General features: G+C 64.7%; 23 protein-coding genes. 8 read left to right on the top strand and 15 right to left on the bottom strand.

Going from position 1 to position 24,377, the window contains the following annotated elements:
• Positions 1-13: 13 nt before the first annotated feature.
• The 3 genes from ACIBG0_RS29965 to ACIBG0_RS29955 all read right to left on the bottom strand — a co-directional run bounded on the left by ACIBG0_RS29965 (position 14) and on the right by ACIBG0_RS29955 (position 4,109).
• The gene (locus tag ACIBG0_RS29965; RefSeq protein WP_397036909.1) at positions 14-613 is read right to left on the bottom strand and encodes a class I SAM-dependent methyltransferase; all 600 of its coding nucleotides are present in this window, start codon (positions 611-613) and stop codon (positions 14-16) included.
• A gap of 134 nt (positions 614-747) precedes the next feature.
• Positions 748-1,047 carry a hypothetical protein gene (locus ACIBG0_RS29960; protein WP_397036908.1) on the bottom strand — a complete coding sequence of 100 codons (300 nt, stop codon included), beginning with the start codon at positions 1,045-1,047 and terminating at the stop codon, positions 748-750.
• 83 nt (positions 1,048-1,130) lie between these two features.
• Complete coding sequence (locus tag ACIBG0_RS29955) at positions 1,131-4,109, bottom strand: AMP-binding protein (protein ID WP_397036957.1); 2,979 nt, start codon at positions 4,107-4,109, stop codon at positions 1,131-1,133.
• Between the two features lie 594 nt (positions 4,110-4,703).
• Here ACIBG0_RS29955 and ACIBG0_RS29950 point away from each other — a divergent pair.
• The 5 genes from ACIBG0_RS29950 to ACIBG0_RS29930 all read left to right on the top strand — a co-directional run bounded on the left by ACIBG0_RS29950 (position 4,704) and on the right by ACIBG0_RS29930 (position 9,324).
• Positions 4,704-6,110 carry a family 2B encapsulin nanocompartment shell protein gene (locus ACIBG0_RS29950; protein ID WP_397036906.1) on the top strand — a complete coding sequence of 469 codons (1,407 nt, stop codon included), beginning with the start codon at positions 4,704-4,706 and terminating at the stop codon, positions 6,108-6,110.
• A gap of 455 nt (positions 6,111-6,565) precedes the next feature.
• Entirely contained in the window at positions 6,566-7,117 is a 552-nt protein-coding gene (locus tag ACIBG0_RS29945) for a hypothetical protein (RefSeq protein ID WP_397036955.1), read from the top strand.
• Positions 7,114-7,986: a geranyl diphosphate 2-C-methyltransferase gene (locus ACIBG0_RS29940; protein WP_397036905.1), complete on the top strand. Its 873-nt coding sequence runs from the start codon at positions 7,114-7,116 to the stop codon at positions 7,984-7,986. The genes ACIBG0_RS29945 and ACIBG0_RS29940 overlap by 4 nt, the downstream gene beginning before the upstream one ends.
• Positions 7,983-8,561 (top strand): isopentenyl-diphosphate Delta-isomerase, encoded by a 579-nt coding sequence (gene idi, locus ACIBG0_RS29935; protein ID WP_397036903.1) that lies wholly within the window; start codon positions 7,983-7,985, stop codon positions 8,559-8,561. Before ACIBG0_RS29940 ends, idi begins: the two co-directional genes overlap by 4 nt.
• Positions 8,562-8,973: 412 nt before the next feature.
• A complete protein-coding gene (locus tag ACIBG0_RS29930; RefSeq protein ID WP_397036901.1) occupies positions 8,974-9,324 on the top strand; it encodes a hypothetical protein in 351 nt (116 codons plus the stop codon).
• A 4-nt stretch (positions 9,325-9,328) separates the two neighbouring features.
• Here the strand turns inward: ACIBG0_RS29930 and ACIBG0_RS29925 are convergent, their stop codons facing one another.
• From ACIBG0_RS29925 to ACIBG0_RS29915, 3 genes are all read right to left on the bottom strand, one after another.
• Positions 9,329-10,060, bottom strand: a complete 732-nt coding sequence (locus ACIBG0_RS29925; protein ID WP_397036899.1) for an aspartate/glutamate racemase family protein — start codon at positions 10,058-10,060, stop codon at positions 9,329-9,331.
• Positions 10,060-11,532 carry an NCS1 family nucleobase:cation symporter-1 gene (locus ACIBG0_RS29920; protein WP_397036897.1) on the bottom strand — a complete coding sequence of 491 codons (1,473 nt, stop codon included), beginning with the start codon at positions 11,530-11,532 and terminating at the stop codon, positions 10,060-10,062. The genes ACIBG0_RS29925 and ACIBG0_RS29920 overlap by 1 nt, the downstream gene beginning before the upstream one ends.
• Before the next feature lie 85 nt (positions 11,533-11,617).
• Complete coding sequence (locus tag ACIBG0_RS29915; protein WP_397036895.1) at positions 11,618-12,340, bottom strand: GntR family transcriptional regulator; 723 nt, start codon at positions 12,338-12,340, stop codon at positions 11,618-11,620.
• A gap of 161 nt (positions 12,341-12,501) precedes the next feature.
• On the opposite strand from ACIBG0_RS29915, the gene ACIBG0_RS29910 reads away from it, so the two are divergent.
• Both ACIBG0_RS29910 and ilvA read left to right on the top strand, forming a co-directional pair.
• Positions 12,502-13,671, top strand: a complete 1,170-nt coding sequence (locus tag ACIBG0_RS29910; RefSeq protein WP_397036894.1) for a serine hydrolase domain-containing protein — start codon at positions 12,502-12,504, stop codon at positions 13,669-13,671.
• Between the two features lie 71 nt (positions 13,672-13,742).
• Positions 13,743-14,963 (top strand): threonine ammonia-lyase, encoded by a 1,221-nt coding sequence (ilvA, locus tag ACIBG0_RS29905; protein WP_397036892.1) that lies wholly within the window; start codon positions 13,743-13,745, stop codon positions 14,961-14,963.
• Positions 14,964-15,000: 37 nt separating this feature from the next.
• On the opposite strand, the gene ACIBG0_RS29900 is transcribed toward ilvA, so the two are convergent.
• From ACIBG0_RS29900 to ACIBG0_RS29865, 8 genes are all read right to left on the bottom strand, one after another.
• The gene (locus tag ACIBG0_RS29900) at positions 15,001-15,975 is read right to left on the bottom strand and encodes an ABC transporter substrate-binding protein (protein ID WP_397036891.1); all 975 of its coding nucleotides are present in this window, start codon (positions 15,973-15,975) and stop codon (positions 15,001-15,003) included.
• Positions 15,976-16,029: 54 nt separating this feature from the next.
• Entirely contained in the window at positions 16,030-17,064 is a 1,035-nt protein-coding gene (locus ACIBG0_RS29895) for an ABC transporter permease (RefSeq protein ID WP_397036889.1), read from the bottom strand.
• Positions 17,061-17,837, bottom strand: coding sequence for an ATP-binding cassette domain-containing protein (locus ACIBG0_RS29890; protein ID WP_397036887.1), 777 nt, complete (start codon positions 17,835-17,837; stop codon positions 17,061-17,063). Before ACIBG0_RS29890 ends, ACIBG0_RS29895 begins: the two co-directional genes overlap by 4 nt.
• Before the next feature lie 116 nt (positions 17,838-17,953).
• Positions 17,954-18,799 carry a DUF4253 domain-containing protein gene (locus ACIBG0_RS29885; RefSeq protein WP_397036886.1) on the bottom strand — a complete coding sequence of 282 codons (846 nt, stop codon included), beginning with the start codon at positions 18,797-18,799 and terminating at the stop codon, positions 17,954-17,956.
• A 47-nt stretch (positions 18,800-18,846) separates the two neighbouring features.
• The gene (locus ACIBG0_RS29880) at positions 18,847-19,170 is read right to left on the bottom strand and encodes a DMT family transporter (protein WP_397036884.1); all 324 of its coding nucleotides are present in this window, start codon (positions 19,168-19,170) and stop codon (positions 18,847-18,849) included.
• Between the two features lie 158 nt (positions 19,171-19,328).
• Complete coding sequence (gene argH, locus ACIBG0_RS29875) at positions 19,329-20,750, bottom strand: argininosuccinate lyase (protein WP_397036882.1); 1,422 nt, start codon at positions 20,748-20,750, stop codon at positions 19,329-19,331.
• The gene (locus ACIBG0_RS29870; RefSeq protein WP_397036881.1) at positions 20,747-21,652 is read right to left on the bottom strand and encodes an SAM-dependent methyltransferase; all 906 of its coding nucleotides are present in this window, start codon (positions 21,650-21,652) and stop codon (positions 20,747-20,749) included. The genes argH and ACIBG0_RS29870 overlap by 4 nt, the downstream gene beginning before the upstream one ends.
• A gap of 110 nt (positions 21,653-21,762) precedes the next feature.
• Positions 21,763-22,965 (bottom strand): argininosuccinate synthase, encoded by a 1,203-nt coding sequence (locus ACIBG0_RS29865; RefSeq protein ID WP_397036879.1) that lies wholly within the window; start codon positions 22,963-22,965, stop codon positions 21,763-21,765.
• Positions 22,966-23,219: 254 nt separating this feature from the next.
• On the opposite strand from ACIBG0_RS29865, the gene ACIBG0_RS29860 reads away from it, so the two are divergent.
• Positions 23,220-23,369 (top strand): hypothetical protein, encoded by a 150-nt coding sequence (locus tag ACIBG0_RS29860; RefSeq protein WP_397036877.1) that lies wholly within the window; start codon positions 23,220-23,222, stop codon positions 23,367-23,369.
• 434 nt (positions 23,370-23,803) lie between these two features.
• Here the strand turns inward: ACIBG0_RS29860 and ACIBG0_RS29855 are convergent, their stop codons facing one another.
• Positions 23,804-24,316: an arginine repressor gene (locus tag ACIBG0_RS29855; protein WP_397036875.1), complete on the bottom strand. Its 513-nt coding sequence runs from the start codon at positions 24,314-24,316 to the stop codon at positions 23,804-23,806.
• Between the last annotated feature and the right edge of the window lie 61 nt (positions 24,317-24,377).

Raw genomic sequence — 24,377 nt, 5'->3', positions numbered from 1 at the left:
CGCCGGTCCCGCCTCACGCAGTGAGCACGAACAGTTTCTCCCTGCCACCGGCGATCAGCGACCGCTGTACCACGCGCGGTTCATAACCGCGGAAGAACGCGTCCAGGCTCGCCTCGCCGAACCGACTCGCCTGTGCGCCGTCGCCCGCATCGGTGAACCGCTGTCCGATCGCGGCGAGCACCCGGTTGTCGCTGGTGGCCAGGTTGCGAATCGGCTCCGCGATGATCACCTGTTTTCTGGCCGCCGCCAGCATCCGATCGATGACCGGAGCAGGCTCGGGCAGAAAGTGGTACAGGCTCGCCTGCATGATGACGTAGTCGGCCTCGGGCAATGGAATATCGGAACGCAAGTTCCACACCGCACCGTCTCCGCCCGCCCGGGCCAGCCTGGCGATGAATCGACCGTTGAGGTCGAGTCCGGTGTAGTCGATGGACCGGTTGCGCAGGTAGCGGGTGTACAGCGTCGCGGGCCCACAGCACAGGTCGAGCACACTGGCACCATCGGGCACGAGTTCGGCGATCGCGCGATACCGAGCGGAGTAGTGCCGCCCATACAGCCCACGCATCAACAGCTCGTAGATGGTTCGGTTGCGGTAGATAAGGCTTGGTCTCACAGCACCCCTGAACAGTTGTCGACCTGGCAACTATGCCACCCGGATGCGCCGGGCAGCCCGTTCGAGGCACCGCCCTCTCGGTAATGAATCAACCGACTCACCAACACGATCCGGCCGCGCCAAGCGTACCCACCCTACGGTTGCCCCCGATGCCGGGCTGCTTCCTCGCGGATCTCGCGGAGTCTGGTCGCCGCATCCTTCGTCGGGCGGGTCGGGAGCGTGGGTGCTGTGGTGGTCGGCAGCTGTGGGGCCTGGGCTTTGGTGTCGGTGACTTTGCCTCGACTGCCGACATACAGCCGATACACGCCGTAACCGGCCAGCAGCAGGATCGCCAGCGGCACCAGGGACAGCACCAGACTCTTCACGAACCCGATCACCATCAGCGCGCCGAGCAGCGCCAATATGCCGACGCCGAGTTTGACCTTCCACGACATCTCGAAACCTCCGTTGTCGCCGCGGACCTGGCATCCACGCTACCCCGCCGTTCCGGCCGAAACCGGAACGACGGGGCGGGGGTTCATTCGCCGAAGATGGTTCCGGCCTCGTCCTCGGTGAAGATTTCATAGGCGTCGGATTCCCTGTTGTACCACCAGGTATCGGGTCCCGGCTTGGGCCGGCCCGCCGCCTGCACGGCCCGCGTCGACGGGCGGTAGGAGGAGCTGCGCGGGATCTCGTCGACGATGTAGACAATGTCGGGGCGCTGGTTCGGATCGAGTGCGCGGACTGCCTCGGTCACATCCTTGGGTTCCAGCCGGAAGCCCTTACGGACGCTGACCGCCGCCACCGCGAGCGCATCTTCGCCGACGGGCAGTCCGTAGGCGACCTCCATATCGACCGCGGTGATGTCGTTGAGCACGTCGACGATGGGCTGGGTGAAGACCGGGCCGCGCTCGGTGTGGATCACCGTGTCCGTGCGATCGACCAGCCAGTAGTCGCCGTCGCTGTCGCGGCGGAAGAGATTTTCCGTCGGCATCCACGCATCCCCCGCCGTGAATACCCCGCGCAGCCCACCGTCGGACAGGTCGATGCCCTCGGTCGCCTTGCCGAGCAACAGACCGACCTCGTTATCCGCGCATCGGCGCGCGAAACCGGACCCCTCGGTCCGAATCTGCTCGGTGACCGGGTCGTAGGCGACCAACTCCACCTTGGCGGTGCCCGGCACGGGGCGGCCCTTGCAGCCCGCCTTCACACCGGTCACATTCGCCAGCACCACATCGCCTTCGATGGAGGCGTAGAACTCGAGCACCCGGGCGGGCGCGAACTGTTCGGTGGTGCGTCGCCACAGGCCCGCGGGCATGCCCGAGCCGATGAACAGGCGGATGGGGTGCTGGTGTCCGGTCGGGAAGACTTCGGCATCGAGGATGTCGCGCAGCATGGTCCAGGTGTAGGTGACCACCGTGACGCCGTAGCGGTGCACCTCCTCGCTGAACTGGGTCGGATCCAGCGACCTGGCCAGTGCGATCCGGCTGCCGCCCGCGATCGCACCGCCGAGGCTCACCAGCAGACCGGACGAATGATGCAGTGGCGCAAGGCAGTAGACGGTGTCTTTGCGATCCAGATCGGCCGAGGTCGCGGTGCCGAAGGCGGACAGCGCCCAGCGGTGGTTGGTGATGTATTTGGTCTCCAGGCGATCGCCGGTGCCGGTGACGAGCACGAAGGCCAATTCGCGTGCCAGACCCGGATCCGGGCGGTACCACGCGGGCAGTTGCACCTGTGTGGGATCGATCTGCTCCAGGTCGATCACATCATCGCTCAACGGAATATCGAGAGTGCGCGCAGCACCGCCGCCGAGCACCATGACCCGGGTGCCGGTAGCCGCAGCCGTTTTCAGGTTCTCCGGATCCGAGACCAATGCCTTGATACCGGTGAGTTCGATGGCCCGAGCCAATTCACTACCGGGGGCGAGCAGCACCGACACCGCGCCGATACGGGACAGCGCGGCGACGGTGGCCAATGCGCTGGGCCGCGTCTCCATCACCACACCGACGCGCATGGCCGGTCGGACGCCGACGGAGATGAGTCCGCGCACGACATTATCGATGCGCGCGTTCACGGCGGCATTGGTGTGCACACGATCATCGAAGAGGAACAGGTCGCGCAGCGGTGCCCGCCGTGCCTGTTCGGCGACGAGGCGGCCCAGGGAGATACGGGTATGCGGCTGGATCATGCCGAGCCGGGTCAGCCGCGGCAGTGCGCGTGCGGCCTCACCGGCGAGTTCGATCGAACCGCGCACGGTATTGCTGGCAATGCCCTCCAGCGCCTTGCCGACACCGGCGCCCGCCTCGGCCAAGGTAGCCGCGGTGTGCACTACCCGGGTGGCCGCCGAATTCGGTCGGTTCGTCACGACATGTTCGGTCATCGGTGCGATCTCCGGCGGCAGCGGCTGATCGCCGTCCATCCAATCGATCCACTGGCGCACCAGCGGCCAAGTGTTCCTGGTCGCCGTGCTGCCCGCGACGAGACCGAAATGTCCTGCTACCAAACTGGCTTCGTACACCTCGGCATTGGGAGCGGCACGCACGATGCCGCGCACCGCGGCGGGTTGGCCGATATCATCGACCTCGCCGACGAAGGCCAGGATCGGACACTTCAGCTCGGCCAGCGAAATCGGCTGGCCCCGGATCACGAAGCCGCCGAGCATCAATCGGTTGTGCACCACGAACTGCTTGAGCAGATCCGCCGCCGCCGGACCGGCGTAACCGACCCATCCTTCGCTATTGAGGAAGCGCCGCTGACGTTCCTTGGGCAGCAACGCTTCCCGGTCGTGCAACTGGCGCAGAAAATCGATGCGCGATTTGGCGGTCTTCACCGGATCGAGCATCTGGAAACCGAGTCGGACCATCGAATCGGTGATCGGCAGCCGGGTCACCACATGGTCGGCCAGGAACTCGGCGACATCGGAGACCATGCCGTATGGCAGTCCGAACGGCATGCCCGCGACAACATCCACCGGGCTGCCGAATGTCACGACGCTCTCCACGCCCTTACCGAACCGGTAGGCGGCGGTCTGATAGGCGAACATACCGCCCTGCGAGTAGCCCATCAGGTGCACATTGCTGCCGGTCGCTTCGCAGACGGTATCGATGGCGCTGTTGACCGCGAGGACGTGATCGGCCAGATCCCGTTCCCAGCCACCCTCCTCACTGGCGGGCGAACCGAAATCGACAACCCAGCAGTCGATTCCGCCGCGGTGCAGAATGCCGACCGCGCCGTCATCGGCGTTCACGTCCCAGATATCGGCGTTGACCATCAGCGGCGGTACCAAGACAGCGACCGGGCGGTGTCCATGGCGGCCTTCCCGGGGCCCTCCGTGGTCACGCACGCTGCCGCCTCCGGGCCCGTCGCTCAGGCCGCGGCTCGGCGTCGGATCGTCGGGGAAGTAATGGCGCAGCCGATACATCCTGCGGCGTTCGACGACCTCGAACGGCGAGGATTCGACATCGTGGGTCAACCCGCCGAAGCGGATGACCTCGAGGCCGTTCTGAGCCGTTGCCATCAACCGCTGCACCGACCCGACCACACTTTCCACATTCAACTTCACGATCGCTCCTGGCCCTACCCTGCAAAGTGACCCGCATCACACACCCCGATGTGCTCAGACGAGCTTCCCACACCGTGTATCCATTATGGGTCGGCTGTGACGGGTTCCATGCCAGGTTCCGGACCGACGATGCGGGATGTTCGCGGCGGCGGTGCGCAAAAGATACCGACCGTACAGCCTTGCCCGGTCCGCACGGTTTCATCCGGGTCGTTATCGGCAGTTATCCACATCGAGCCCATGTCGTAACCATCCGAAAAACATACCAGCATTCTCGTGGCTTCATCTTCGAGATTCGTGTGCGCACAGCATCTTTCGCGGTTTAGGATCGATGCCGTTCGGAACGCAATGTCGCGTAAGCCAATTCGCACGGGAGAGTCGGTTACCGTTCGCATGTCCTCGGTCGGTCATTTCTCCCGGCAACCATGCCGCCACACCCCCAACAGGCTGCGCCTGTCGAATTGTTCTGCACCACCTACGATTTCGAAAACGAGCGACCTCCAGTACAGCACAATCGACCGTCTCGGTGACCATCTCAGGTGAGGACCACGCATGACCATCGAAATGCCAGTCCAAACAGAAACCAACGGGCGCAAGAGCCTCAGCACCGGTGCCGCCCATCAGCTCGCGCACACCACCAAATCCGAGCCGCAGATGCAGGGCATCACCTCGCGCTGGCTCACTCGCGCGCTGCCGTGGACGCAGGTCAACGGTGGTATCTATCGTGTGAACCGACGGCTGACCCATACCGTCGGCAACGGTGAGGTCGAGTTCGTCATCGACGGCTCGCACGCCAGAGTGATCCCGATGGAACTCACCGAACTTCCGCAATTGCGAGACTTCGACGACGAAGAGGTGCTGCGGACCCTGGCTCAGCGTTTCGAGCAGCGCGACCTCGAACCCGGTACAGTGGTCGCCGAATTCGGCAATCCGATGAATCAGGTCATGCTGATCGTGCATGGCAAACTCAGCAAGATCGGCACCGGCGAATTCGGCGAGCAAACCAAGCTCGGCATGCTGGGCGGCGGCGATTTCTTCGGCGATGAAACCCTTATCGATGGGTCCGGAATTTGGCCGGTGACCGTCAAAACCGTCACCCAGACCACCATGCTGGTGCTGTCCCGACACACGCTCGAGGAAGTACTCGAGAATACCCCGGCGCTGCGTGAGCAATTGTCCCGTTTCGCCGACGCTCCGGCACGCCCGCAAAATACCAAGGGCGAGGCGAATATCGAGATCTCCTCGGGCCACTTCGGTGAGCCGTTGCTGACCGGCACCTTCGTCGACCTCGACGCCGCCCCCCGGGAATACGAACTGAGCCTGGCCCAGAGTGTGCTGCGGGTGCACACCCGCGTCGCCGACCTGTTCAACGATCCGATGAACCAGGTCGAACAGCAACTCCGGCTCACCATCGAGGCGCTCTACGAGCGGCGCGAGAACGATCTGGTCAACAATCCCGATTTCGGATTGCTGCACAATTGCGATCTGAAGCAGCGCATCTACAGCGAGTCCGGCGCACCGACGCCGGACGATATGGATGAGCTGCTGAGCATGCGACGCAGCACGAAACTGTTTCTGGCACATCCGAAGGCGATCGCCGCCTTCGGTCGTGAATGTAGTAAGCGCGGCCTGTATCCGGATCCGGTCGAGGTGGACGGGCACCGCGTGTTCGCCTGGCGCGGCGTCCCGATCTACCCGTGCAGCAAGATCCCGGTCAGCGAAACCCAGACCACCTCGATTCTGGCCATGCGCACCGGCGAGAAGGATCAGGGCGTCATCGGCCTGCACCAGACCGGAATCCCGGACGAGTACGAGCCGAGCCTGAACGTCCGCTTCAAGGGCATCGACGACCAGTCGATCATCTCCTACCTGGTCAGCTGCTACTACTCGGCGGCCGTGCTGGTGCCGGACGCGCTGGGCGTACTCGACAACGTCCAGGTCGCCCGGCAGGCCGACTGACCGGGGTGATGACCGATGTCGGTGCTCTCGCGCGCCGCGGCACCACCGGTCACCCACGAGGTGGCCGCCGCTGTCGCGGCACTGCTATCCAACCTCGACACCACCGCTCCACCGACGCTCCGGCTGGAGGTTTCGGAACCGGAAACCTCGGCTCCACCTGAAAACACCGATATACCGGAAAGTACGGAATTACCCGAATGCACTGCAATACCCGAATCATCCGAAACCCAGGTGGTGTCAGCTGATTCGCCAGAACGGGATCGACCTACCCAACCTGAGACGCTGGTTCCGCGCCGCCTGCTCGGACCCAGCGGCCTGGGCGCGGCTGCACTCCTACTTCCGACGCCCACCACCACCCAAGCGGGATTACCTACTACTGAGGTACCCGACCCCGCACGCACACCTACTATCCGGGCGGCTGGTCTCCAGCCGCCACCGGTGGCGTTGAACGCCACATCGATGGCTGTCGGCGCGGCGCAGGGGGCCGCGCCGGCAGCAATCGAATCGGAATCCCCGCCGAGTCGAATCCCATTCGGCCCCACTGGATTAGGTACCGCCTCGGCCTACCTGCACGGCACCACGGCACCGATTCCACCGCTGTACTGTCCACCGAGTACGCCGATCCGCGGGTGCGCCGGGTCGTCACCACGGCCGCACTCGCCAGTCAGATGGTGAACGACCTGTATTCGATGGCGGGCGAAGACCTTTCGGACGGTAGGGAATTCAATCTGCCGACCGTCTTGGCCGCCGAGGAGCGCTGCTCCCGACGCGAGGCGGTCCTGCGCACCGCCATCGTGCACGACGAGCTGGTGCACCGATTCGAACAGGAGGCCGGTCCAGTGGCCGCCACCGGACCGGCCGAACTGCGGCGATTCCTCGGCGGGCTCTGGGCATGGATGGGCGGCAACCACGCCTGGCATGCCGCGAGCAAGCGCTACCACGAGTCGATTAGCCAGTACCGCAACGAAATCAGTAGTACCGCAACACGAGAGGATGATCAGGCATGACCATGCTCAACCCCGACACCGGGTCCGTCCTGCGCACCAGCTACCAAAAGGCCGTTGCAGAGTACTGGAACAACAACCCGAACGACGACCGGGTCAATACCAAACTCGGCGAGGTCGACGGGCTGTTCCACCACCACTACGGCATCGGCGAACCCGATCAGGCGGCGCTGGCCGGACCGGCGGATTCCCGGGAAGAACGGCTTGTCAAGGAACTACACCGTCTCGAAACCGCGCAGGCCTCGCTGCTGCTGGACCACCTCGGCGATATCCGGCCGGGCGATCGGCTGATGGACGGTGGGTCCGGCCGCGGTGGTACGAGTTTTATGGCCAATCAGCGTTTCGGCTGTCAGGTCGACGGTGTCACCATTTCCGAATATCAGGTCGGCTTCGCCAATGATCAGGCCGCCCATCGTGGTGTCGCGGACAAGGTGCGCTTCCATTTCCGGAATATGCTCGATACCGGTTTCGACAGCGGGTCCATGCGCGGCATCTGGACCAACGAGACCACCATGTATGTCGACCTCGGCGAGCTGTTCGAGGAGTTCTCCAGGCTGCTCGAGCCCGGCGGCCGCTACGTCTGCATCACCGGCTGCTCGAATGATGTCAACGGCGGACGCTCGGCCTCGGTCAGCTGGATCGACGCCCATTACGGCTGCATGATCCATCCGCGCAGCGAGTACTTCCGGGCCTTGGCCGACCACAATCTGGTGCCGGTCAATGTGATCGACCTGACCGCCGCCACGATCCCGTACTGGGAGCTGCGCACCGAATCCGAACTGGCGACCGGCGTGGAGAAGCCATTCCTGACCGCCTACAAGGAGGGCAGCTTCCAATACCTGCTCATTGCCGCCGATAAGGTGGGGCGGTGACGGAAGTACTGGCCAAACCCATCATCGACCGCGAAGCCTTGCCCGTCGAGCTCGTGGACGAGGCCGGGCACGCGGTCGGTGTGTGCCCGGTAGCGCAGGCGCATACCGCGCCTGGGCTGCTGCACCGCGCGTTCTCGGTGTTGCTGTTCGACGATGCGGGTCGGGTGCTGTTGCAGCAGCGTGCCGCGGTGAAAACGCGGTTTCCGCTGCTCTGGGCCAATACCGCCTGCGGTCATCCTGCGCCGGGCGAGCCGGTGGCGGCGGCCGCGGCGGTCCGGTTGGCCGAGGAGTTGGGGTTGGCCACCGCGCTGACCGAGGTCGGCGTCTTCCGGTATCACGCGCAGGATTCCGCGACCGGCCGGGTGGAGCACGAATGGGATCATGTGCTCATCGGACGGCTCAATGCCGAGTTCCTGCGGTCCGCGGCGCCACGCCCGGATCCGGCGGAGGTCGCCGACTACGCCTGGATTCAACCGGAGGCGCTGCGGGATGCGATCGCCGACGATCCGGGGAGCTATACGCCGTGGTTGCTCGGTGTGCTCGATATCGCGGAAGAAGCGGTTCGGGTCATCTGAAGGTCGTCCCCCGACCGGATGCCGGTACGTAGGCCGAGGTAGTTCGCGTGTGGCTGCCTCGGCCGAGTCCGCGGGCGGCCTCGAATGGATCGACAAGTCGGCTGGCCGTGTCTTTCGCCACTGACCGATTCGATTGGCTCGCAGGCAGTAGCCCAGTGGAAACCCTCGAGCATGAGCAGCGAGAGTCCCCTCCTTGCTGGTTTTCGGTTCGGGGCAACTGCCGGCTGAGACCTAGATTCGGCCACATGCTTTGATGCGCATATCTATGTTTCAGAATGTATTTCTGTGCCGACATGCACCACTTGTAACACCGGGCAAAGCCTTCGAGAAATCACAGGAACGACACAGGGTGCGAACAGGACCGACTCGGATCCTGGATTGCATACGAGGTCCTGAATCAGCGAGGTGCACGATGGTCGAAGTCGAAGTCACAGACGATAAGGTGACGGTTCATGTGCTCGGCGGGCACCGACTGCTGGCCCTACGCGAGCACGTGACCTTCGATCTAGCCGATGTCAAAGGTGTCACCCCCGCCCCGGTCGATCTGCGCCCGCCGTGGGTCCGCGCACCGGGCACCTTCTTTCCCGGTGTGATCGCGGCGGGCACCTACCGAGGCAAGGGACGAAAAGAGTTCTGGGACACCAGATTCGACGGCCAAGCCATTCTCATCGACCTCGCCGGTCCCGGGTTCACCCGCCTCGTCGTAGATGTCGACGATCTCGATGCCGCCATGCAGACCCTGACCACCGCAGTCGCGGCCTGATAGCTCAGGGCTTCGAGCCGAACGAGCGCAGCAGACCGCGGTACGACTTCGGCGGTGGCGTAGCGAACTCTCCCCTACCCGATTTGCGTAGGCCGAGGGTGATCAGCGACTGGACGGCAATGGTGGCCGCGGCGACGCCGTCGATAACCGGTACGCCGACCTCGTCGCGAATGTGATCGCACAGTTCGGCCATGCCCGCGCAACCGAGGACGATCGCATCGGATGCGTCGGCATCGATTGCGTCGCCGCAGGCCGCGGTGATGATTTTGCGGGCATCCGGATCTTCCAGCGCGAGCACCGGAATCTCGCAGGCGTGGATGCCACGGCAAAAGCGGTGCATGCCATAGCGGTACACCAGTTCGTCGGCGCGGCCGATGGTGCGGCTCAGCGTCGTGACGATGCTGAAGCCGCCGCCGAGGTGAGTCGCGGTGCGCATTGCCGCCTCCGCGATGCCGATTACCGGGCCGCGTGCCAGTTCCCTTGCCGCATCCAAACCCGGATCGCCGAAGCAGGCGATCACGTAGCCGTCGATACCCTCCTGTTCGCCGCGCCGGATGGCATCGAGAATGCCTGGGACGCTGAGGGCTTCGTCGTAGTGACTCTCGATCGACGCGGGTCCCATTTCGGCGGTGACCGCGTCGAGCAGTGTGCCTGGACCCACGACGGCCTCGGCACACCGCTCGATCGTGTCGGTCATCGCCCGGGTGGTATTCGGGTTGACGACCCGGATGCGCATCAGGCGATAACTCCCTTCACTGCCAATCGGGTTCGGATGGCCAGCAGGTAGACGAGGAAACCGAGGCCGCAGCCGATGAACCAGCTGTACTGCGCGGCGGTGTACATGCCGGTGACGTTCTTGGCGAGCACGGGGATCACCGCTACGATCGCGCCGACGGCGGTGGCGATGACGGCCGCCGGGTTGTAACCCTTGCTGTACCAATAGGTTCCGGTCGGTGACAGGGTGAACAAGTCATCGACGTCGACCTGCTGTCTGCGCACCAGGTAGTAGTCGGCGATGAGGACACCGAACAGCGGACCGATGAATGCGCCGAGTACTTCCAGGGTGTAGTGGATGACCTCCGGATTGTTGTAGAGATTCCACGGCGTGATCAGGACCGAGCCGACCGCGGCGATCATGCCGCCCGCGCGCCAGCTGATCCGCTGCGGGCTGACATGCGAGAAGTCGAAGGCCGGTGAGATGAAGTTGGCGACGATATTGATGCCGATGGTGGCGATGGTGAAGGTCAACGCGCCCAGGACGATCGCGAAGGTGCTGTCGATACGTGCCACCGTCGCAACGGGATCGGTGATCAGCTCGCCGTAGACCGGGACCGTCAGCGATGCCGTGATCACCACCAGCAGCGAGAAGAGCAGGAAGTTGACCGGGAGCCCGAGCAGATTGCCGCGCCGCACCGCCGCGAAACTCTTTCCATAGCGGGAGAAGTCGCCGAAGTTCAGCATTGGACCGGAGAAATAGGAGACCACCAGCGCGATCGCGCCGAGCATGACCGGCACCGAGGACCATCCGGTGTACTTCACCTCACCGAGCTTCAGATCGATGGCGCTCCAACCCGCCTTGGCGATCAGATAGCCGCACAGCAGTAACATCACGACATATACAGCGGGACCGCAGAAGTCGATGAACTTGCGAATCGATTCCATCCCCCGCCAGAACACGCAGGCCTGCACCACCCACAGCAATAGATAACTGCCCCATCCGAGCAGTGAGAGACCGAGGAACCCATAGTCGTCGACGACCGCATACGGGGCCAGGCTCGGAAACAGTTTCACTAGTACGACATCCAGCGCCGCCGAGGCGAGAAAGGTCTGAATCCCGTACCAGGCGACGGCGATCAGGCCACGGATGATGGCCGGGATATTCGCACCGAGCACCCCGAATGCGCTGCGGCACATGACGGGATAGGGCACCCCGGTCACCTGGCTCGGTTTTGCGACCAGATTGCAGAAGAAATAGACGATGGTAATGCCGATCAGCAGCGCCGCGAGTACCTGCCAGCTGGCTAGTCCGAGTGCGAACAGACTGCCCGCGGTGACATAGCCACCGACGCTGTGCACGTCCGACATCCAGAAGGCGAATATGTTGTAGGAACCCCAGGTCTGCTTGCGCAGCGGGGCCAGATCCGCATTCGTCAGCCGTGGGTCATAGGCGGGCGCAGGCGGGGCAACGGTCGTGAGCGTTTCGGTCATGGTGTTTCCCATCCGAGGGTGAAACTGTGATCGAAACGACGGTAAGAACCACGCATTGCCCCACCATTGCGCAGTTATTGCCCGGCTATTGCGCGATCGATATATCTTCCGGCGCGAGCAGTCCGTTATCGGTCGGCAACGTCGCGATTACCGACTCCAGCCTGCGGTGATGCTGCTCCGCTATCAGCAGGAGGCGATCGACGTCCCGGGCCATGAACGCATCGAGCATCAGCGCGTGATCGGTGTGCAGGCGCACCCGATCAGCGCGGCCGATATGCACCATGGATTGCACCGGCTCGGTGACATTCCACGCCGATTCGAGCATGTGCAACAGCCGAAACATCCTCGACGGCTTGGTCAAGGCCACGTGGAAATGGCGTGACTGGCGGTGATACGCGACCGGGTCGTCATCCCGAATCGCCTGTTCCAGTAGCGAATTCACCTCTAGTAGACGAGCACGGTCGGCGTCGGTGGCATTGCGCGCCGCGGCCGCGAGCGAGGCGGTTTCCAGGGTCTCCCGCGCGATATACATTTCGCGCAATTCGTTTGAGGTCAACTGAGCAACCGCGTAGCCGCCGTGCGGCCGATGGGTGACCAGGCCCTCCCCGATCAATGTCTTGAGCGCCTCGCGCACGGGAATATGGCTGACACCGAATAATTCGGCGACCTCGCGCAGCGGGATCACGGTGCACGGCGGCACGGCGCCGTCCAGAATCACCCGGCGCAGTTCGCCGAGGATCACCTGCGGTCGGCCTGGTTCGTCGACAACCAACCTGGCCAGTAGCGCCGATCGTCGTCTCGGGGGCATGCGGACACGCTATGCGAGCCGTGTTGCGATCTGGGTCACGGATGTGACGAGTAGGAAAAGTTCACCGAACCGACCGGTCGCACGGTTGGAATTTCGGCACCTCGATGGGCGACATCGCCGACGTGCGATGCTGTTGGTTGGTCTAACGACAGAGGTAACCGATGACACTTACGGCAACACAGTCGGTGGATCGTCGCTACGTGCGCCTGGTCGCCGAATTCGACAGGCTGTTCCGCCGGCCGAGCGATGGCGGCGGGTCGCTCGTGGTCTATCAGCACGGCGAACCGGTGGTGGACGTGTGGGCCGGATTCGCGCATCCTGGCGTGCCGTGGTCCGCCGACACCGTGGCCATGGCCTATTCCACCGGAAAAGGTGTTGTCTCGACGCTGGCGCACCGATTGGCCGAGCGCGGACTATTCGATTACGACGAGCCGGTGGCCACCTACTGGCCCGAATTCGCGGCGGCGGGCAAGGAACGCATTACGGTGCGGGAAATGCTCACCCATCGGGCGGGTCTGCATCGTTTGCGTGATCTGCTGCCGGGGCCGGTGACCCGCTTTTTCGACGATGCCGAGGTCACCGCCGCACTCGCGGCCTGCTCCCCGGATCCGCGTCACCTGGTGACCAGCGGCTATCACGGGATCTCCTTCGGACACCTGGTCGCCGAGCTCATCCGACGGGTCTCCGGTTCGGACTTTACCGAGCTGTTGCGTGCCGAGATCGCGGAACCGCTTGCGGCGGAAGAGCTCTGGTTCAAGGTGCCGGAATCCGAGCGTGGTCGCATTGCCACCAACTTTCCTAGGCTCACCGTTGCGGGGATGAGCTGGGAGAACAGTGCGCGGCTCATGGGCCGGACTCGTTTCGCGGCGGCCGCGGAAACCACCCCGCGCGGGTTCGCCGATATGGTTTCCGACCCGCGCCTGCATGATTCGGTAATTCCGGGCGTCAACGGGGTCTTCTCGGCGCGCGCCCTGGCGAGGATGTACAGCGCGCTCGCGACCGACGGCCGACTCGGGGACTTCCAGTTGCTTCGGCCGGAAACTATCGAGCAGATCACCCAACGCCAGGTCTTCACACCCGATTACGTTCTGGCGTTTCGCATTCCGTGGGCGCTGGGCTACCACGGTGTGCCGATGAAGCCGTCGAAGGCCGAACCGGTCTCCGCGTTCGGTCATTTCGGCCTCGGCGGCTCGGGCGCGTTCGCTGATCCGGCGACCGGCATGTCGCTGGCTTTCGTGACCAATCGGCTCGGCGGTAAGCTGACGCCCCTGGGCGATGCGCGGCTGGCGCGGCTCGGTGCCATCGCGCACAATATCGCGAAGGCCGGATAGGCGCGGAAATCATCGGATGATTCCCGACCATGTCGCCGCCCATTCGTGCCATGGGCTGGCAGCATGGGCGCATGGAGTTGCTGGGATTGGAGCGGATCGAGGCGGCCGCGGCGGCATTGGCGCCGGTGATTCGGCGGACGCCGGTGGTCGCGTCGCGGGTGTTGTCAGAGCGTGCCGGAACCGAGGTGCGGCTGAAGTGCGAGAACCTGCAGCGCACCGGCTCGTTCAAGCCACGCGGGGCCTATTTCCGGATCGCGAACCTCCCGGCGGAAGATCGAGCGCGCGGTGTGGTCGCGGCCAGTGCGGGCAACCACGCGCAGGGAGTGGCTTGGGCCGCAGCCTCGCTCGGGATTCGCTCGACGGTGTTCATGCCGGTGGGGGCTTCGCTGCCGAAGTTGGTGGCCACCAAGGCGTATGGGGCCGAGGTACGCCAGGTCGGTGAGACCATTGACGACTCGCTGGATGCCGCACTGGATTTCGCCGAACGCACCGGTGCGACGCTGATCCATCCCTTCGATCACGCCGATATCGTCGCCGGGCAGGCGACGGTGGCACTGGAGATCATCGAGCAGATGCCCGAGGTCGGGACGGTGATCGTGCCGACCGGCGGCGGCGGGCTGCTCGCCGGGGTCGCCATCGCCCTACACCATGTCGCACCGCACGTGCGGGTAGTCGGGGTGCAGGCCGCGGACGCCGCGGCCTGGCCGGATTCGCTGGCGGCGGGCAAGCCGGTGCGGGTGGCGCGGATGTCGACCATGGCCGACGGTATCGCGGTCGGGCTGCCGGGTGAGGTGCCGTTCGCGCACGTCGCGGCGCATGTGCCCGCGGTAGTGACGGTGGATGAGGATGCGCTGTCGAAGGCACTGTTGCTGTGCCTGGAACGTGCGAAGTTGATCGTCGAGCCCGCCGGTGCCGCTGCGGTGGCGGCTCTGATGAGTTACGAGCCAAGCGAGCTCGGATTGCGGGGACCGGTGTGCGCGATCCTGTCCGGCGGCAATATCGATCCGATGATGCTGACCAGGATCATCGGTCACGGTCTGGGTGCGGCTGGGCGGTATCTGGCTGTGCGCGTGACCATTTCGGATCGTCCCGGCGCGTTGAGCGGATTGCTCGCTGTGGTCGGGAAGACCGGGGCGAGTGTGGTGGATGTGGTGCACTCGAGGACCGGCGGGTGGCTCGCGGTCGACGAGGTCGAGGTATCGCTGACGTTGGAGACCCGCGGTCCTGTGCACCGGGACGATGTGCTTGCCGCGCTGGAGAATTCGGGGTACGCCGTGCGAGTGGAGGATTAGTCGGTTCCGAGCGGGCTCGGAACCGACCTCGACTCCGTCAGCACTTCCGCTTGTAGAAATACTTCGAGTTGGCATCCATATCGGCCTGGGTGATGGCCACCATATCGGTCTGGATATTGCGGGTCACCGGCTTGCCCTCCAGCGCGGCGGCGGCCTCGTCGACGCCCTTCGCGCCGATCCCGGCCGGGTCCTGGGCGATAAGCGCCTGTACGGTACCGGCTTTCAGATCCTCGACCTGTTTCGGACTCGCGTCGAAGCCGACCAATTTGACCTGGCCGAGCTTATTGGCATTGCGCAGTCCGGTGGCCGCGCCTTCTGCCGAACTCAGGTTGGTGGCGAAGATACCGGCGAGGTCGGGATGGGCGGCCAGCGTAGCCGTGACGATCGAAGCCGCCTGTGCCGCTTCATTATTGTTGTACTGCACACCGAGTGAGGTAATTCCCGGGTATGCCTTGACCGCGTCTACGAAGCCCTGTGCCCGGGCGTCGGTGGTGGAGGTTCCGGCCTTGGTGTTGATCACCAGTACGGGACCCTTGTCGCCGATGAGCTTGGCGAGTGTCTGCGCCGCGAGTTCGCCGCCCTTCTTGTTATCGGATGCGATCGACGACAGCGCGATCGAGGTGTCGTCCAGTGCGGTATCGACCTCGATGATTGTGATCCCGGCATCCTTGGCCTGTTTGATCGGATTCGCCATCGCCTGCGCATGGGTCGGGGCGATCAGGATGCCGCCTGGTTTATTGGCCACGACACCGGTCAGCACCGGAGTCTGCGCGCCCGCGTCGAATTTGGTCGGTGCCTGCGTCTCCAGCTTGTAGCCGAGTTTGCTCGCCTCGTCCTGGGCGCCACACTGCATGGAAATGTAGAATGGTTCGTCGGCGACACCCGGAATCAGCACCAATTTCTTGGCATCCGTGCCGCCGGAATTATTCACCGAGCCACCACATCCCACCACCAGCGTGCCGACCGCCGCCATCGCGCCGATCACCACCGCGGTCCGCTTCGCCACCCTCATTTGGCTACCTCCGCCTTATTTTCTTCTCGCGCAGTGTTGTAACTGCTTACCTCTCTACTTGCGGTCCCTGGCCCGGCGGCGCAGTTGGTCGAACCACACCGCCCCGACCAGCACCGCGCTCACCGCGATCGGCTGCCAGAACACCGGCACCCCCGCGATGACGAAACCCTTGCGCAGCACCGAGGGAATGAAGACGCCGATGACCGTGCCGACAATGGTGCCGATCCCGCCGAAAAGGCTTGTCCCGCCGATGACTACGCCCGCGATGGCATCCAAATTGTCGGTGCCGTGTCCGCCGATGGTGGTGGTGCCGAAGTAGGCAAGATTCATGAATCCAGCCAGACCGGCGAGCAGTCCGGTCATCAGATAGACCAGCACGAGATGGCGGGTGACCGCTATGCCCGAGCGCCGCGCGGCCTCCTCGTTGGAGCCGATCGCGTAGGTGTAGCGGCCGAATCGGGTGGTGTGCAGCACCCAGGCGGCGAGCACCGTCACCGCCGCAGCGACCAGCACCAGATTCGGTACGCCGCCCAGTGACGTCCCGAAACCCAACGAGTTGCGCAGCTTATCGGGCACGGTTCTGGTGTCGACACCGCCGGTGATCAATTGTGCCGCACCGAGTGCCGCACCGAATGAGCCGAGTGTGACGATCAGCGGCGGAATCCCGGCCTTCGCCACCAGAAGGCCATTGAGTAGGCCCCAGATACCGCCGCCCGCAATGGAAATCAGGAGACCGAGGCCGATAATCCCCCAGCCCGCGCCGGTCGCGTTCTCGTCGGGACTCAGCCATTCCATCGTTTTGGCGCCGAGCACGCCAGCGAAGATCAGCACCATGCCGACCGACAGGTCGATGCCGGAGGTGATGATCACGAAGGTCATGCCGACCGAAAGCACCAGCAGCACCGAGGTTTCGATCAGCAGGGTCTGCAGAGTGAAACGGGTGGGGAAGGCGTCGGGGCGGACAACGCTGAAGACGACGCACAGTGCGACGAGCACCACACCGATCCACAGCGTGCTCGCCCCGAGAATTCGTTGCAGTACAGTGCGTTCCGGCAGATCGGTGCCGCCACTCGGGTCTGCTTTCGTCATGCGGCGTCCTCATGTGACAGCGCGCCGGTCATCGCGCCGACCAATTGCTCCAGCGTCGCATCGGCGGCGACGAACCGGGCCACCCGCTTGCCCAGGCGCAGCACCTCGATCCGGTCGGCCACCGCCAGCACCTCGGGCATATTGTGGCTGATCAGCACGACGGCAATGCCTTGGTCGCGCACATTGCGAATCACCTCGAGCACCCGCTCGCGCTGCACAACACCGAGGGCCGCGGTTGGTTCGTCCATGAAGACGACCTTGCTCGCCCACAACACCGCGCGCGCCACAGCCACACTCTGGCGCTGTCCGCCCGACAGTGCGCCGATCGGCACATCGGCGCTCTGCAGTGTGACGCCGAGGCGTCGGAAGTGTTCGACGGCTTGGGTTCGCATCGCCCGCTTGTCGAGCATGCCGAACCTGCCCGCCAACCCGCGGCGAACCAGTTCCCGGCCGAGGAACAGGTTGGCGGCCGGGTCCAGATCGGGTGCGACGGCGAGGTCCTGGTACACGGTTTCGACGCCGAGCTTGCGTGCGGCGGTCGGCGTGCTCAATACCGTTTCCGAACCGTCGAGCAGGATGGTCCCCGAATCCGGTTGTTCGGCCCCGGAAAGGCATTTGACCAACGTGGATTTGCCCGCGCCGTTGTCGCCGATCAAGGCGACGACCTCACCGGCGCGGACCTGAAAGTTGGCTCCCCGCAACGCCTCGACGCCGCCGTAGCGTTTCACCAACGACTGGGCCTCGAGTACGATATCGCCCGGTTCCGATGCCATACCGTCACCCGCGTCGACTCAGCTGAGCAAACGTCCGATCCATCGGCCGATGCTACGTTCGCCACCGCCTCTCATGGGACGAATTGGGCAAAATGCGCAGGGCGCAACGAGACCGATCAGTCCCACCAGAAGCGCCACAGCTGCCGAAGCATGGATTCTGCGAGTTCATCGAGTGAATCGCGATCCTGTTCGGCCGCGTCCGGGCAGTACAGATACCCCTCCAAGGCCTGCGCGAGCGCGGCGTCTTCGGTCAGCTCCGGCTCGTGTGCGACGGCGAGCCACAGTGTGTCGGAATCCAAGGCGACGAGTTCACAGCTGCGCTCCGAGGCCGCCCACCGGCGCAGCATCAACGCGTGGTCGGCGCCGTCGAGGTCGTGGTTGAGCGCACCCGACCATTGCAGTTCATACGGGACCAGCCAGGAATTCGCGGCGGGTACCAGGGCAAGCTGATCGAATTCATCGCAATCGCTACGAATACTCCATACGTCGACCCAATCGAATCCGTCGTAGTCGTAGAGTTCCGGATCCAGCTCGGCCCAGTCCGGTCCGCCTCGTGGAATCTCGTAGTCGTCGCCCGACCGCTCGCGGTATCGCTGGCGCAGCCAGTCCGCCGCATCGGCTTCGGCGAGCAGTTCCAGGATCGACCACTCACGCGATTGTGTCCAGCCGCGCTCGGGTCCGGTCCGATACCAGGTGTCGGTTTTGGTCAGCACCGGCCACAATCCGGTCTTCGGATGCACCTCCCGCACCTGTTCCCACAGCCCTGCCGCCGGATATCCGGACTCAATCGACACGACCCACACCGGTGCCCCCGACACCGTTCGCTCGACCACCGACGCCGCCGGTAACTCGATCCCGTACGGCGCCAAAGCTTCTGCCGGATCATTGCCCGCGAAGGGCACTGCTGCCGGGTCCGCCGGTCGATCCGCAGTGAAGTTCCCCGCCTTGAAATCTCTCTTCATGAGCCGTCATTCAACATCCACCCACCGACAATCTCGCCGCGTGGAAGTCAATGTGCGCCACCGAGTTCCAGAGCCAAGACACCGAGAATCACCAATGCGATGCCGCCGACCTGGATCAGCGAAAGCCTTTCATCGAGGAAAAGGACCCCGATGACGGCGATGGCCGCGACCCCGACCGCCGACCAGATGCCATAGGCGACCCCGATCGGCATACCGCGCTTCAAAGCCTGGGACAGGAAGAAGAAGGCCGCACTGTAGCCGATGACAACGATGATCGCGGGCACCAATTTGGTGAAACCGTCTGAGATTTTGAGCGATACGGTCGCGGTGATTTCGGAAGCGATGGCCAGCGCCAGCAACAGCAGGGTCATCCGCGCAGCGTAAACCAGCGATATTAACCGTATGCACCGGCGGATCGAAAGATCACCCCCGCCTGGATCAAGATCAGGTGGCAGTGGTGGTGGGGCCTCTCGGGCGATGCCGCCCTCAGTTCCACCTGATCTTGATCGTTGAGGCTGAGGGCCTCGCGTTAGGAGGAGAGGGGGCGGAGGGTGGCGATGGTGTTGCGGATTTCGGTGAGTTGGGTTGCTACCTGGACGCCTGCGGTTCCGCCGCGGGCGTTGCGGGAGGCGATCGAGCCCTGCACGGTGAGGACTTCGCGGACCTGGGGGGTCAGGGCGGGATCGATGGTGGCGAATTCCTCGTCGGTGAGCTCGTCCAGGCCGACGCCGCGCGCCTCGGCGGCGCGTACACACGCACCTGCGGCCTCGTGCGCGACGCGGAACGGAACGCCCTGCCGGACAAGCCATTCGGCAATATCGGTGGCGAGGGTGAAACCGGCAGGGGCGAGTTCGGCCATGCGTTCGGTGTGGAAGGTGAGCGTGGAGACCAGGCCCGCGATGGCCGGGAGCAGCAGTTCCAGCTGGGCGACCGAATCGAACAGGGGCTCCTTGTCCTCCTGCAGATCCCGGTTGTAGGCCAGCGGTTGGGCTTTCAGAGTTGCCAGTAGTCCGGTCAGATTGCCGATGAGGCGACCGGCCTTGCCGCGGGTGAGTTCGGAGACGTCCGGATTCTTCTTCTGCGGCATGATCGACGAGCCGGTGGACCAGGCATCGGCGAGGGTGATGTAGCCGAATTCCGGTGTGCTCCAAATGATCATCTCTTCGGCCATCCGGCTCAGATCGACGCCGATCATGGCGAGCACGAACGCCGCCTCGGCCGCGAAATCACGCGCGGAGGTGGCATCGATCGAATTCGCCGACGCGGCATCGAAATCCAATTCGGCCGCAATGGCTTCCGGGTCGAGTCCGAGCGAGGAACCGGCCAGCGCGCCGGAACCGTAGGGCGATACCGCCGCCCGCTTGTCGAAGTCGCGCAGCCGATCGATATCGCGCAGCAGCGGATGCGCGTGTGCGAGCAGATGATGCGCGAGCAGCACCGGCTGCGCGGCCTGCAGATGCGTCTTGCCCGGCATTACCGCATCCGGATGCGCCGCGGCCTGGGCGACCAGGGCGTCGACCACTTCGAGGAGTCCGGCGGCGATCCGGCGGGCCGCATCGCGCAGCCACATCCGGAAGAGCGTGGCCACCTGGTCATTACGCGAGCGTCCCGCCCGCAGTCGTCCGCCGAGTTCGGCGCCGACTCGATCGATCAGCCCGCGCTCGAGCGCGCCGTGCACGTCCTCATCGGCCTCGGCCGGGGCAAACGCACCCGAATTGACGTCCGCCGCAAGCTGATCCAGTCCGGTCAGCATGGCGGCGAGGTCGCTCTCCGACAGCAGTCCCGCTTTGTGCAGCACGCGCGCGTGTGCCTTCGACGCGCGAATGTCGTAGGGAGCCAGCGCCCAGTCGAAATGGGTGGACTTGCTCAGCGCGGCCATTGCCGCGGCCGGTCCGGACGCGAAACGTCCGCCCCAGAGCGCCCCTTCGTTGGTGCTGCCGCTCTGCGTCATCGTGTGCTGTCTCCTCCGGGTCGTCGGGCGGTGAACAAATAGTCGGTGGTCATTTTCGCAACGGCGTCTTCCGGCACTTCACGGCCACGGCTGCGCAGTACCTCGACCGGGTCGGCGCGGGTCACTGTCCAACCGTGGTCGGTGAACCAGTCGATCGGATCGCTGCGGCCTTCGTCGGAGTACCACAGGGTGCCGACGTCCACCCGGACGTCGATTCCAGCGGATTCCACCTCTCGCATGGCATTCGGGTCCGGTGCGGACAGTCCCGAGCGGTAGATCCCGATGCGACTGCCCGGAGCGCTCAGCGCCACGATGTTGTCGAACATCCGGTCCTGTGCATCCGCCGGGAGGTAGCGCAGCAGTCCCTCGACGAGCCATGCGGTCGGTACGGCCGGGTCGAATCCGTGCTCCCGCATCGCCGTCGGCCAATCATGGCGCAGGTCCACCGCAACCTCGCGTCGGTCTGCCACCGGCTCGACGTCCGCGAGCGCTACAGCCTTGAACTCCAACACCTTTGGCAGGTCCAGCTCGAATATCGTTGTACCGCTTGGCCATTCGAGGCGATAGGCCCTGGCATCCAAACCGGCTGCCAGGATCACAAACTGACCGATGCCGTCGGCAACGGCGTCCTGGCAATATGCGTCCAAATAGCAGGTGCGCGCGATCAACGAGCCGATGATCGGGCCCATCGCCCGCGTCGCGGCCGCCTCGAGACCTTCGACCTCACCGCGGGCGATGCGTGTCCACGACTCCGAGCCGACGGCCGTCACCAGCAGTTCGGCATAGGGGTCGTGGAATAGCGCGTCCGGGCGACGGGATTCGGCCGCGCGCATGGCCGCGACGCCGAGGGCGGTGGCACCCACGCTCGATTCGATATCCCAGCTGTCGTCGTCGGTCCGCATGGCGCTCCTTTCGGGTCGGCGCGATGGCACCGACCCGATCGAGCCTAATAGGCGCACTCGGACGAAGTCCGTCGCTGAATCTCTCGCACTCGGCCGAGCGAAGGCGACGCCTACTTCTGGTTGAGATCGCGACGGGCCGCGACCTTGGAGGACAGGCCGTGAATCTGCACGAATCCCTTGGCGAGGGACTGGTCGAAGCTGTCGCCCTCGTCGTAGGTCGCCAGGTTGAAGTCGTAGAGCGACTGATCGGAGCGGCGGCCGTTGACCACGACCGAACCGCCGTGCAGCACCATCCGAATATCGCCGGTGACGTGCTGCTGGGTTTCGGCGACGAAGGCGTCCAGCGCGCGCTTGAGCGGGGAAAACCAGAGGCCGTCGTAGGCCAGCTCGCCCCAGCGCTGCTCGACCTGCCGCTTGTAGCGGCCCAGTTCGCGTTCGATGGTGACGTTTTCCAGCGCTTGGTGCGCGGTGATCAGCGCGATGGCGCCGGGGGCCTCGTAGATCTCGCGGCTCTTGATGCCGACGAGCCGGTCCTCGACCATATCGAGGCGGCCGACGCCCTGGCGGCCCGCGCGGTGGTTCAGCTCGACGATGGCCTCGAGCACGCTGACCTGACGACCGTCGATGGCGACCGGCACACCCTTGTCGAAGGTGACGATGAGTTCGTCAGGCGCCTCGAAGTTCACCGTCGGGTCCGAGGTGTAGTCGTAGACGTCTTTGGTCGGCGCGTTCCAGAGGTCCTCGAGGAAGCCGGTCTCCACCGCGCGACCCCATACGTTCTGGTCGATCGAAAACGGCGACTTCTTGGTGACATTGATCGGGAGCTGGTTCTCCTCGGCGAAGGCGATGGCCTTCTCCCGAGTCCAGGCGTAGTCGCGGACCGGGGCGATCACATTCAGGTCGGGAGCCAGTGCGCCGATGCCGACCTCGAAGCGGACCTGATCGTTGCCCTTACCGGTGCAGCCGTGCGCCACGGTGCTCGCACCGTGGAACTTCGCGGCCTCGACCAGATGCTTGACAATGAGCGGACGGCTGATCGCCGAGACCAGCGGATACTGGCCCATGTACATGGCGTTGGCCTGGATGGTCGGCAGGCAGTACTCGTTGGCGAATTCGTCGCGGGCATCGACCACGATCGCCTCGACGGCGCCGCAGTCCAGCGCACGCTGGCGCACCACATTCATGTCCTCGCCGCCCTGGCCCAGATCGATGGCGACCGCCACGACCTCGGCGCCGGTCTCCTTGCCGATCCAGCTGATCGCAACGGAGGTATCGAGCCCACCGGAGTAGGCGAGTACGACGCGATCGGACATGTCTATGTGCTCCTCGGTTTCGTGCTTGTCTGCAGGTCTTGCCCGCCTCCGCGGGCGGCGGGTGTGGCGCCCGCCGACGCACCCGAAATCGCACGCCAGGCGGCCCACACCGTCTTGCAAATGATTATGCACGATGATGCAAGCCCATTCACAACCGGGTCCGAGTTCCACCTTCCCGGTAGCACCTTGGCACCCCCTGGCACCTATGTCACGCTTTATCCGGCAACTTTCGGAGCGGGCAAAGGACGGATCCCATGCTGCTGCACCTCATAGCAGGAGATTTCAGCACCCTTGGCAACGACGTCCTCGATATCGGCCGCGCCCTGGTCGACCTCGTCCAAGACATCATCAATGTCGGTACTCCGGGCAGCCCCCACAGCGGCGGCCAATACCCCTTCGGCTGAGACACCAACCTCAACGGCATCGCATACCCAGTGCGCGCTTACCCCCGGATCGGACACCGGGAACACTGGCGGTAGCAGCGGCGAGTCGAACGGATCGGGCACACCGGAGACGGGTGTCCCAACATTCGTGCCGGTCACGTCGCCAGGCGGAGGCAACGGCGTTAGCGGGCCGGGCGTAAGTAACGGGGGCGGCAATGGCGGCAGCACACCTTGTGGAGCGTGTTGCCGAAATGCGGCCGCGGCACAGATCACTCCACGCTTTCGACGGAAGCCGCGCAATCATGCTCAGCCGAAAGTGATTCGATCCCTCGCATGTGACCGAAGTACCGCCCGGCGGCTCGATCGGCGACAAGCTCTGAGTCATATGCGAGGTAGCCATCGGATCTGCGCCCGAATCGCCGTTCACTGACGCCGAGCGACCCGGGAGTCGAGGCTCAGGCGAGTTCCTCGATTTTGGCGGCTAGTTCGGCACCGGTGAGGGGTTCGCGGGCTATTACCGCGATGGTGTCGTCGCCCGCGATGGTGCCGACGATGAACGGCAGGGCGGCGCGATCGAGGGCGCTGGCCAAGTAGTGGGCCGCGCCGGGTGGGGTGCGCAGGACGGCGATATTGCCACTGGCGTCGGTGGAGACCAAGAGATCACCGAGGAGCTTGGAGAGGCGATCGGTCCCGCCGGTGACGCCGCGGACGGGGCTGCCGTCTTCGGGCACCACGTAGACACCCGCACCGCCGTCGGCGGCACGCAATTTCACGGCCCCGAGTTCATCGAGGTCGCGCGACAGGGTGGCCTGGGTGGTTTCGATACCTTCGGCGGCGAGCAGTGCGGCGAGTTCGGTTTGGCTGCGGACCGCGTGCGCCGTCAACAGTTCGATGATGCGGGACTGGCGACCGGCGCGAGTACGAGCGATAGCGGGAGCGGACTTACCCGCGTCGGATTGGACTGTCATGGCCGAGCCTCGCTACCGGGTCTCGCACCGAGCCGCGAGAACGCCGATCGCAAGCTGATGT

Source organism: Nocardia sp. NPDC050630 (genome assembly GCF_044457245.1).
Lineage (GTDB): Bacteria > Actinomycetota > Actinomycetes > Mycobacteriales > Mycobacteriaceae > Nocardia.
The sequence above is the reverse complement of the archived record's forward strand: the minus strand, read 5'-3'. Positions and strand labels throughout refer to the sequence as shown.

What these genes read in the sequence shown, in the direction of transcription:
- ACIBG0_RS29930 (WP_397036901.1), top strand. Translation starts at nt 8,974, where the DNA reads ATGGTCGAAGTCGAAGTCACAGACGATAAGGTGACGGTTCATGTGCTC.
- ACIBG0_RS29925 (WP_397036899.1), bottom strand. Translation starts at nt 10,060, where the DNA reads ATGCGCATCCGGGTCGTCAACCCGAATACCACCCGGGCGATGACCGAC.
- ACIBG0_RS29880 (WP_397036884.1), bottom strand. Translation starts at nt 19,170, where the DNA reads ATGACCCTGCTGTTGCTGGCGCTGGCCATCGCTTCCGAAATCACCGCG.
- ACIBG0_RS29885 (WP_397036886.1), bottom strand. Translation starts at nt 18,799, where the DNA reads ATGAAGAGAGATTTCAAGGCGGGGAACTTCACTGCGGATCGACCGGCG.
- ACIBG0_RS29865 (WP_397036879.1), bottom strand. Translation starts at nt 22,965, where the DNA reads ATGTCCGATCGCGTCGTACTCGCCTACTCCGGTGGGCTCGATACCTCC.
- ACIBG0_RS29950 (WP_397036906.1), top strand. Translation starts at nt 4,704, where the DNA reads ATGACCATCGAAATGCCAGTCCAAACAGAAACCAACGGGCGCAAGAGC.
- ACIBG0_RS29920 (WP_397036897.1), bottom strand. Translation starts at nt 11,532, where the DNA reads ATGACCGAAACGCTCACGACCGTTGCCCCGCCTGCGCCCGCCTATGAC.
- ACIBG0_RS29890 (WP_397036887.1), bottom strand. Translation starts at nt 17,837, where the DNA reads ATGGCATCGGAACCGGGCGATATCGTACTCGAGGCCCAGTCGTTGGTG.
- ACIBG0_RS29960 (WP_397036908.1), bottom strand. Translation starts at nt 1,047, where the DNA reads ATGTCGTGGAAGGTCAAACTCGGCGTCGGCATATTGGCGCTGCTCGGC.
- ACIBG0_RS29860 (WP_397036877.1), top strand. Translation starts at nt 23,220, where the DNA reads ATGCTGCTGCACCTCATAGCAGGAGATTTCAGCACCCTTGGCAACGAC.
- ACIBG0_RS29870 (WP_397036881.1), bottom strand. Translation starts at nt 21,652, where the DNA reads ATGCGGACCGACGACGACAGCTGGGATATCGAATCGAGCGTGGGTGCC.
- ACIBG0_RS29855 (WP_397036875.1), bottom strand. Translation starts at nt 24,316, where the DNA reads ATGACAGTCCAATCCGACGCGGGTAAGTCCGCTCCCGCTATCGCTCGT.
- ACIBG0_RS29940 (WP_397036905.1), top strand. Translation starts at nt 7,114, where the DNA reads ATGACCATGCTCAACCCCGACACCGGGTCCGTCCTGCGCACCAGCTAC.
- ACIBG0_RS29955 (WP_397036957.1), bottom strand. Translation starts at nt 4,109, where the DNA reads ATGGCAACGGCTCAGAACGGCCTCGAGGTCATCCGCTTCGGCGGGTTG.
- ACIBG0_RS29895 (WP_397036889.1), bottom strand. Translation starts at nt 17,064, where the DNA reads ATGACGAAAGCAGACCCGAGTGGCGGCACCGATCTGCCGGAACGCACT.
- ACIBG0_RS29910 (WP_397036894.1), top strand. Translation starts at nt 12,502, where the DNA reads ATGACACTTACGGCAACACAGTCGGTGGATCGTCGCTACGTGCGCCTG.
- ACIBG0_RS29915 (WP_397036895.1), bottom strand. Translation starts at nt 12,340, where the DNA reads ATGCCCCCGAGACGACGATCGGCGCTACTGGCCAGGTTGGTTGTCGAC.
- ilvA (WP_397036892.1), top strand. Translation starts at nt 13,743, where the DNA reads ATGGAGTTGCTGGGATTGGAGCGGATCGAGGCGGCCGCGGCGGCATTG.
- ACIBG0_RS29900 (WP_397036891.1), bottom strand. Translation starts at nt 15,975, where the DNA reads ATGAGGGTGGCGAAGCGGACCGCGGTGGTGATCGGCGCGATGGCGGCG.
- argH (WP_397036882.1), bottom strand. Translation starts at nt 20,750, where the DNA reads ATGACGCAGAGCGGCAGCACCAACGAAGGGGCGCTCTGGGGCGGACGT.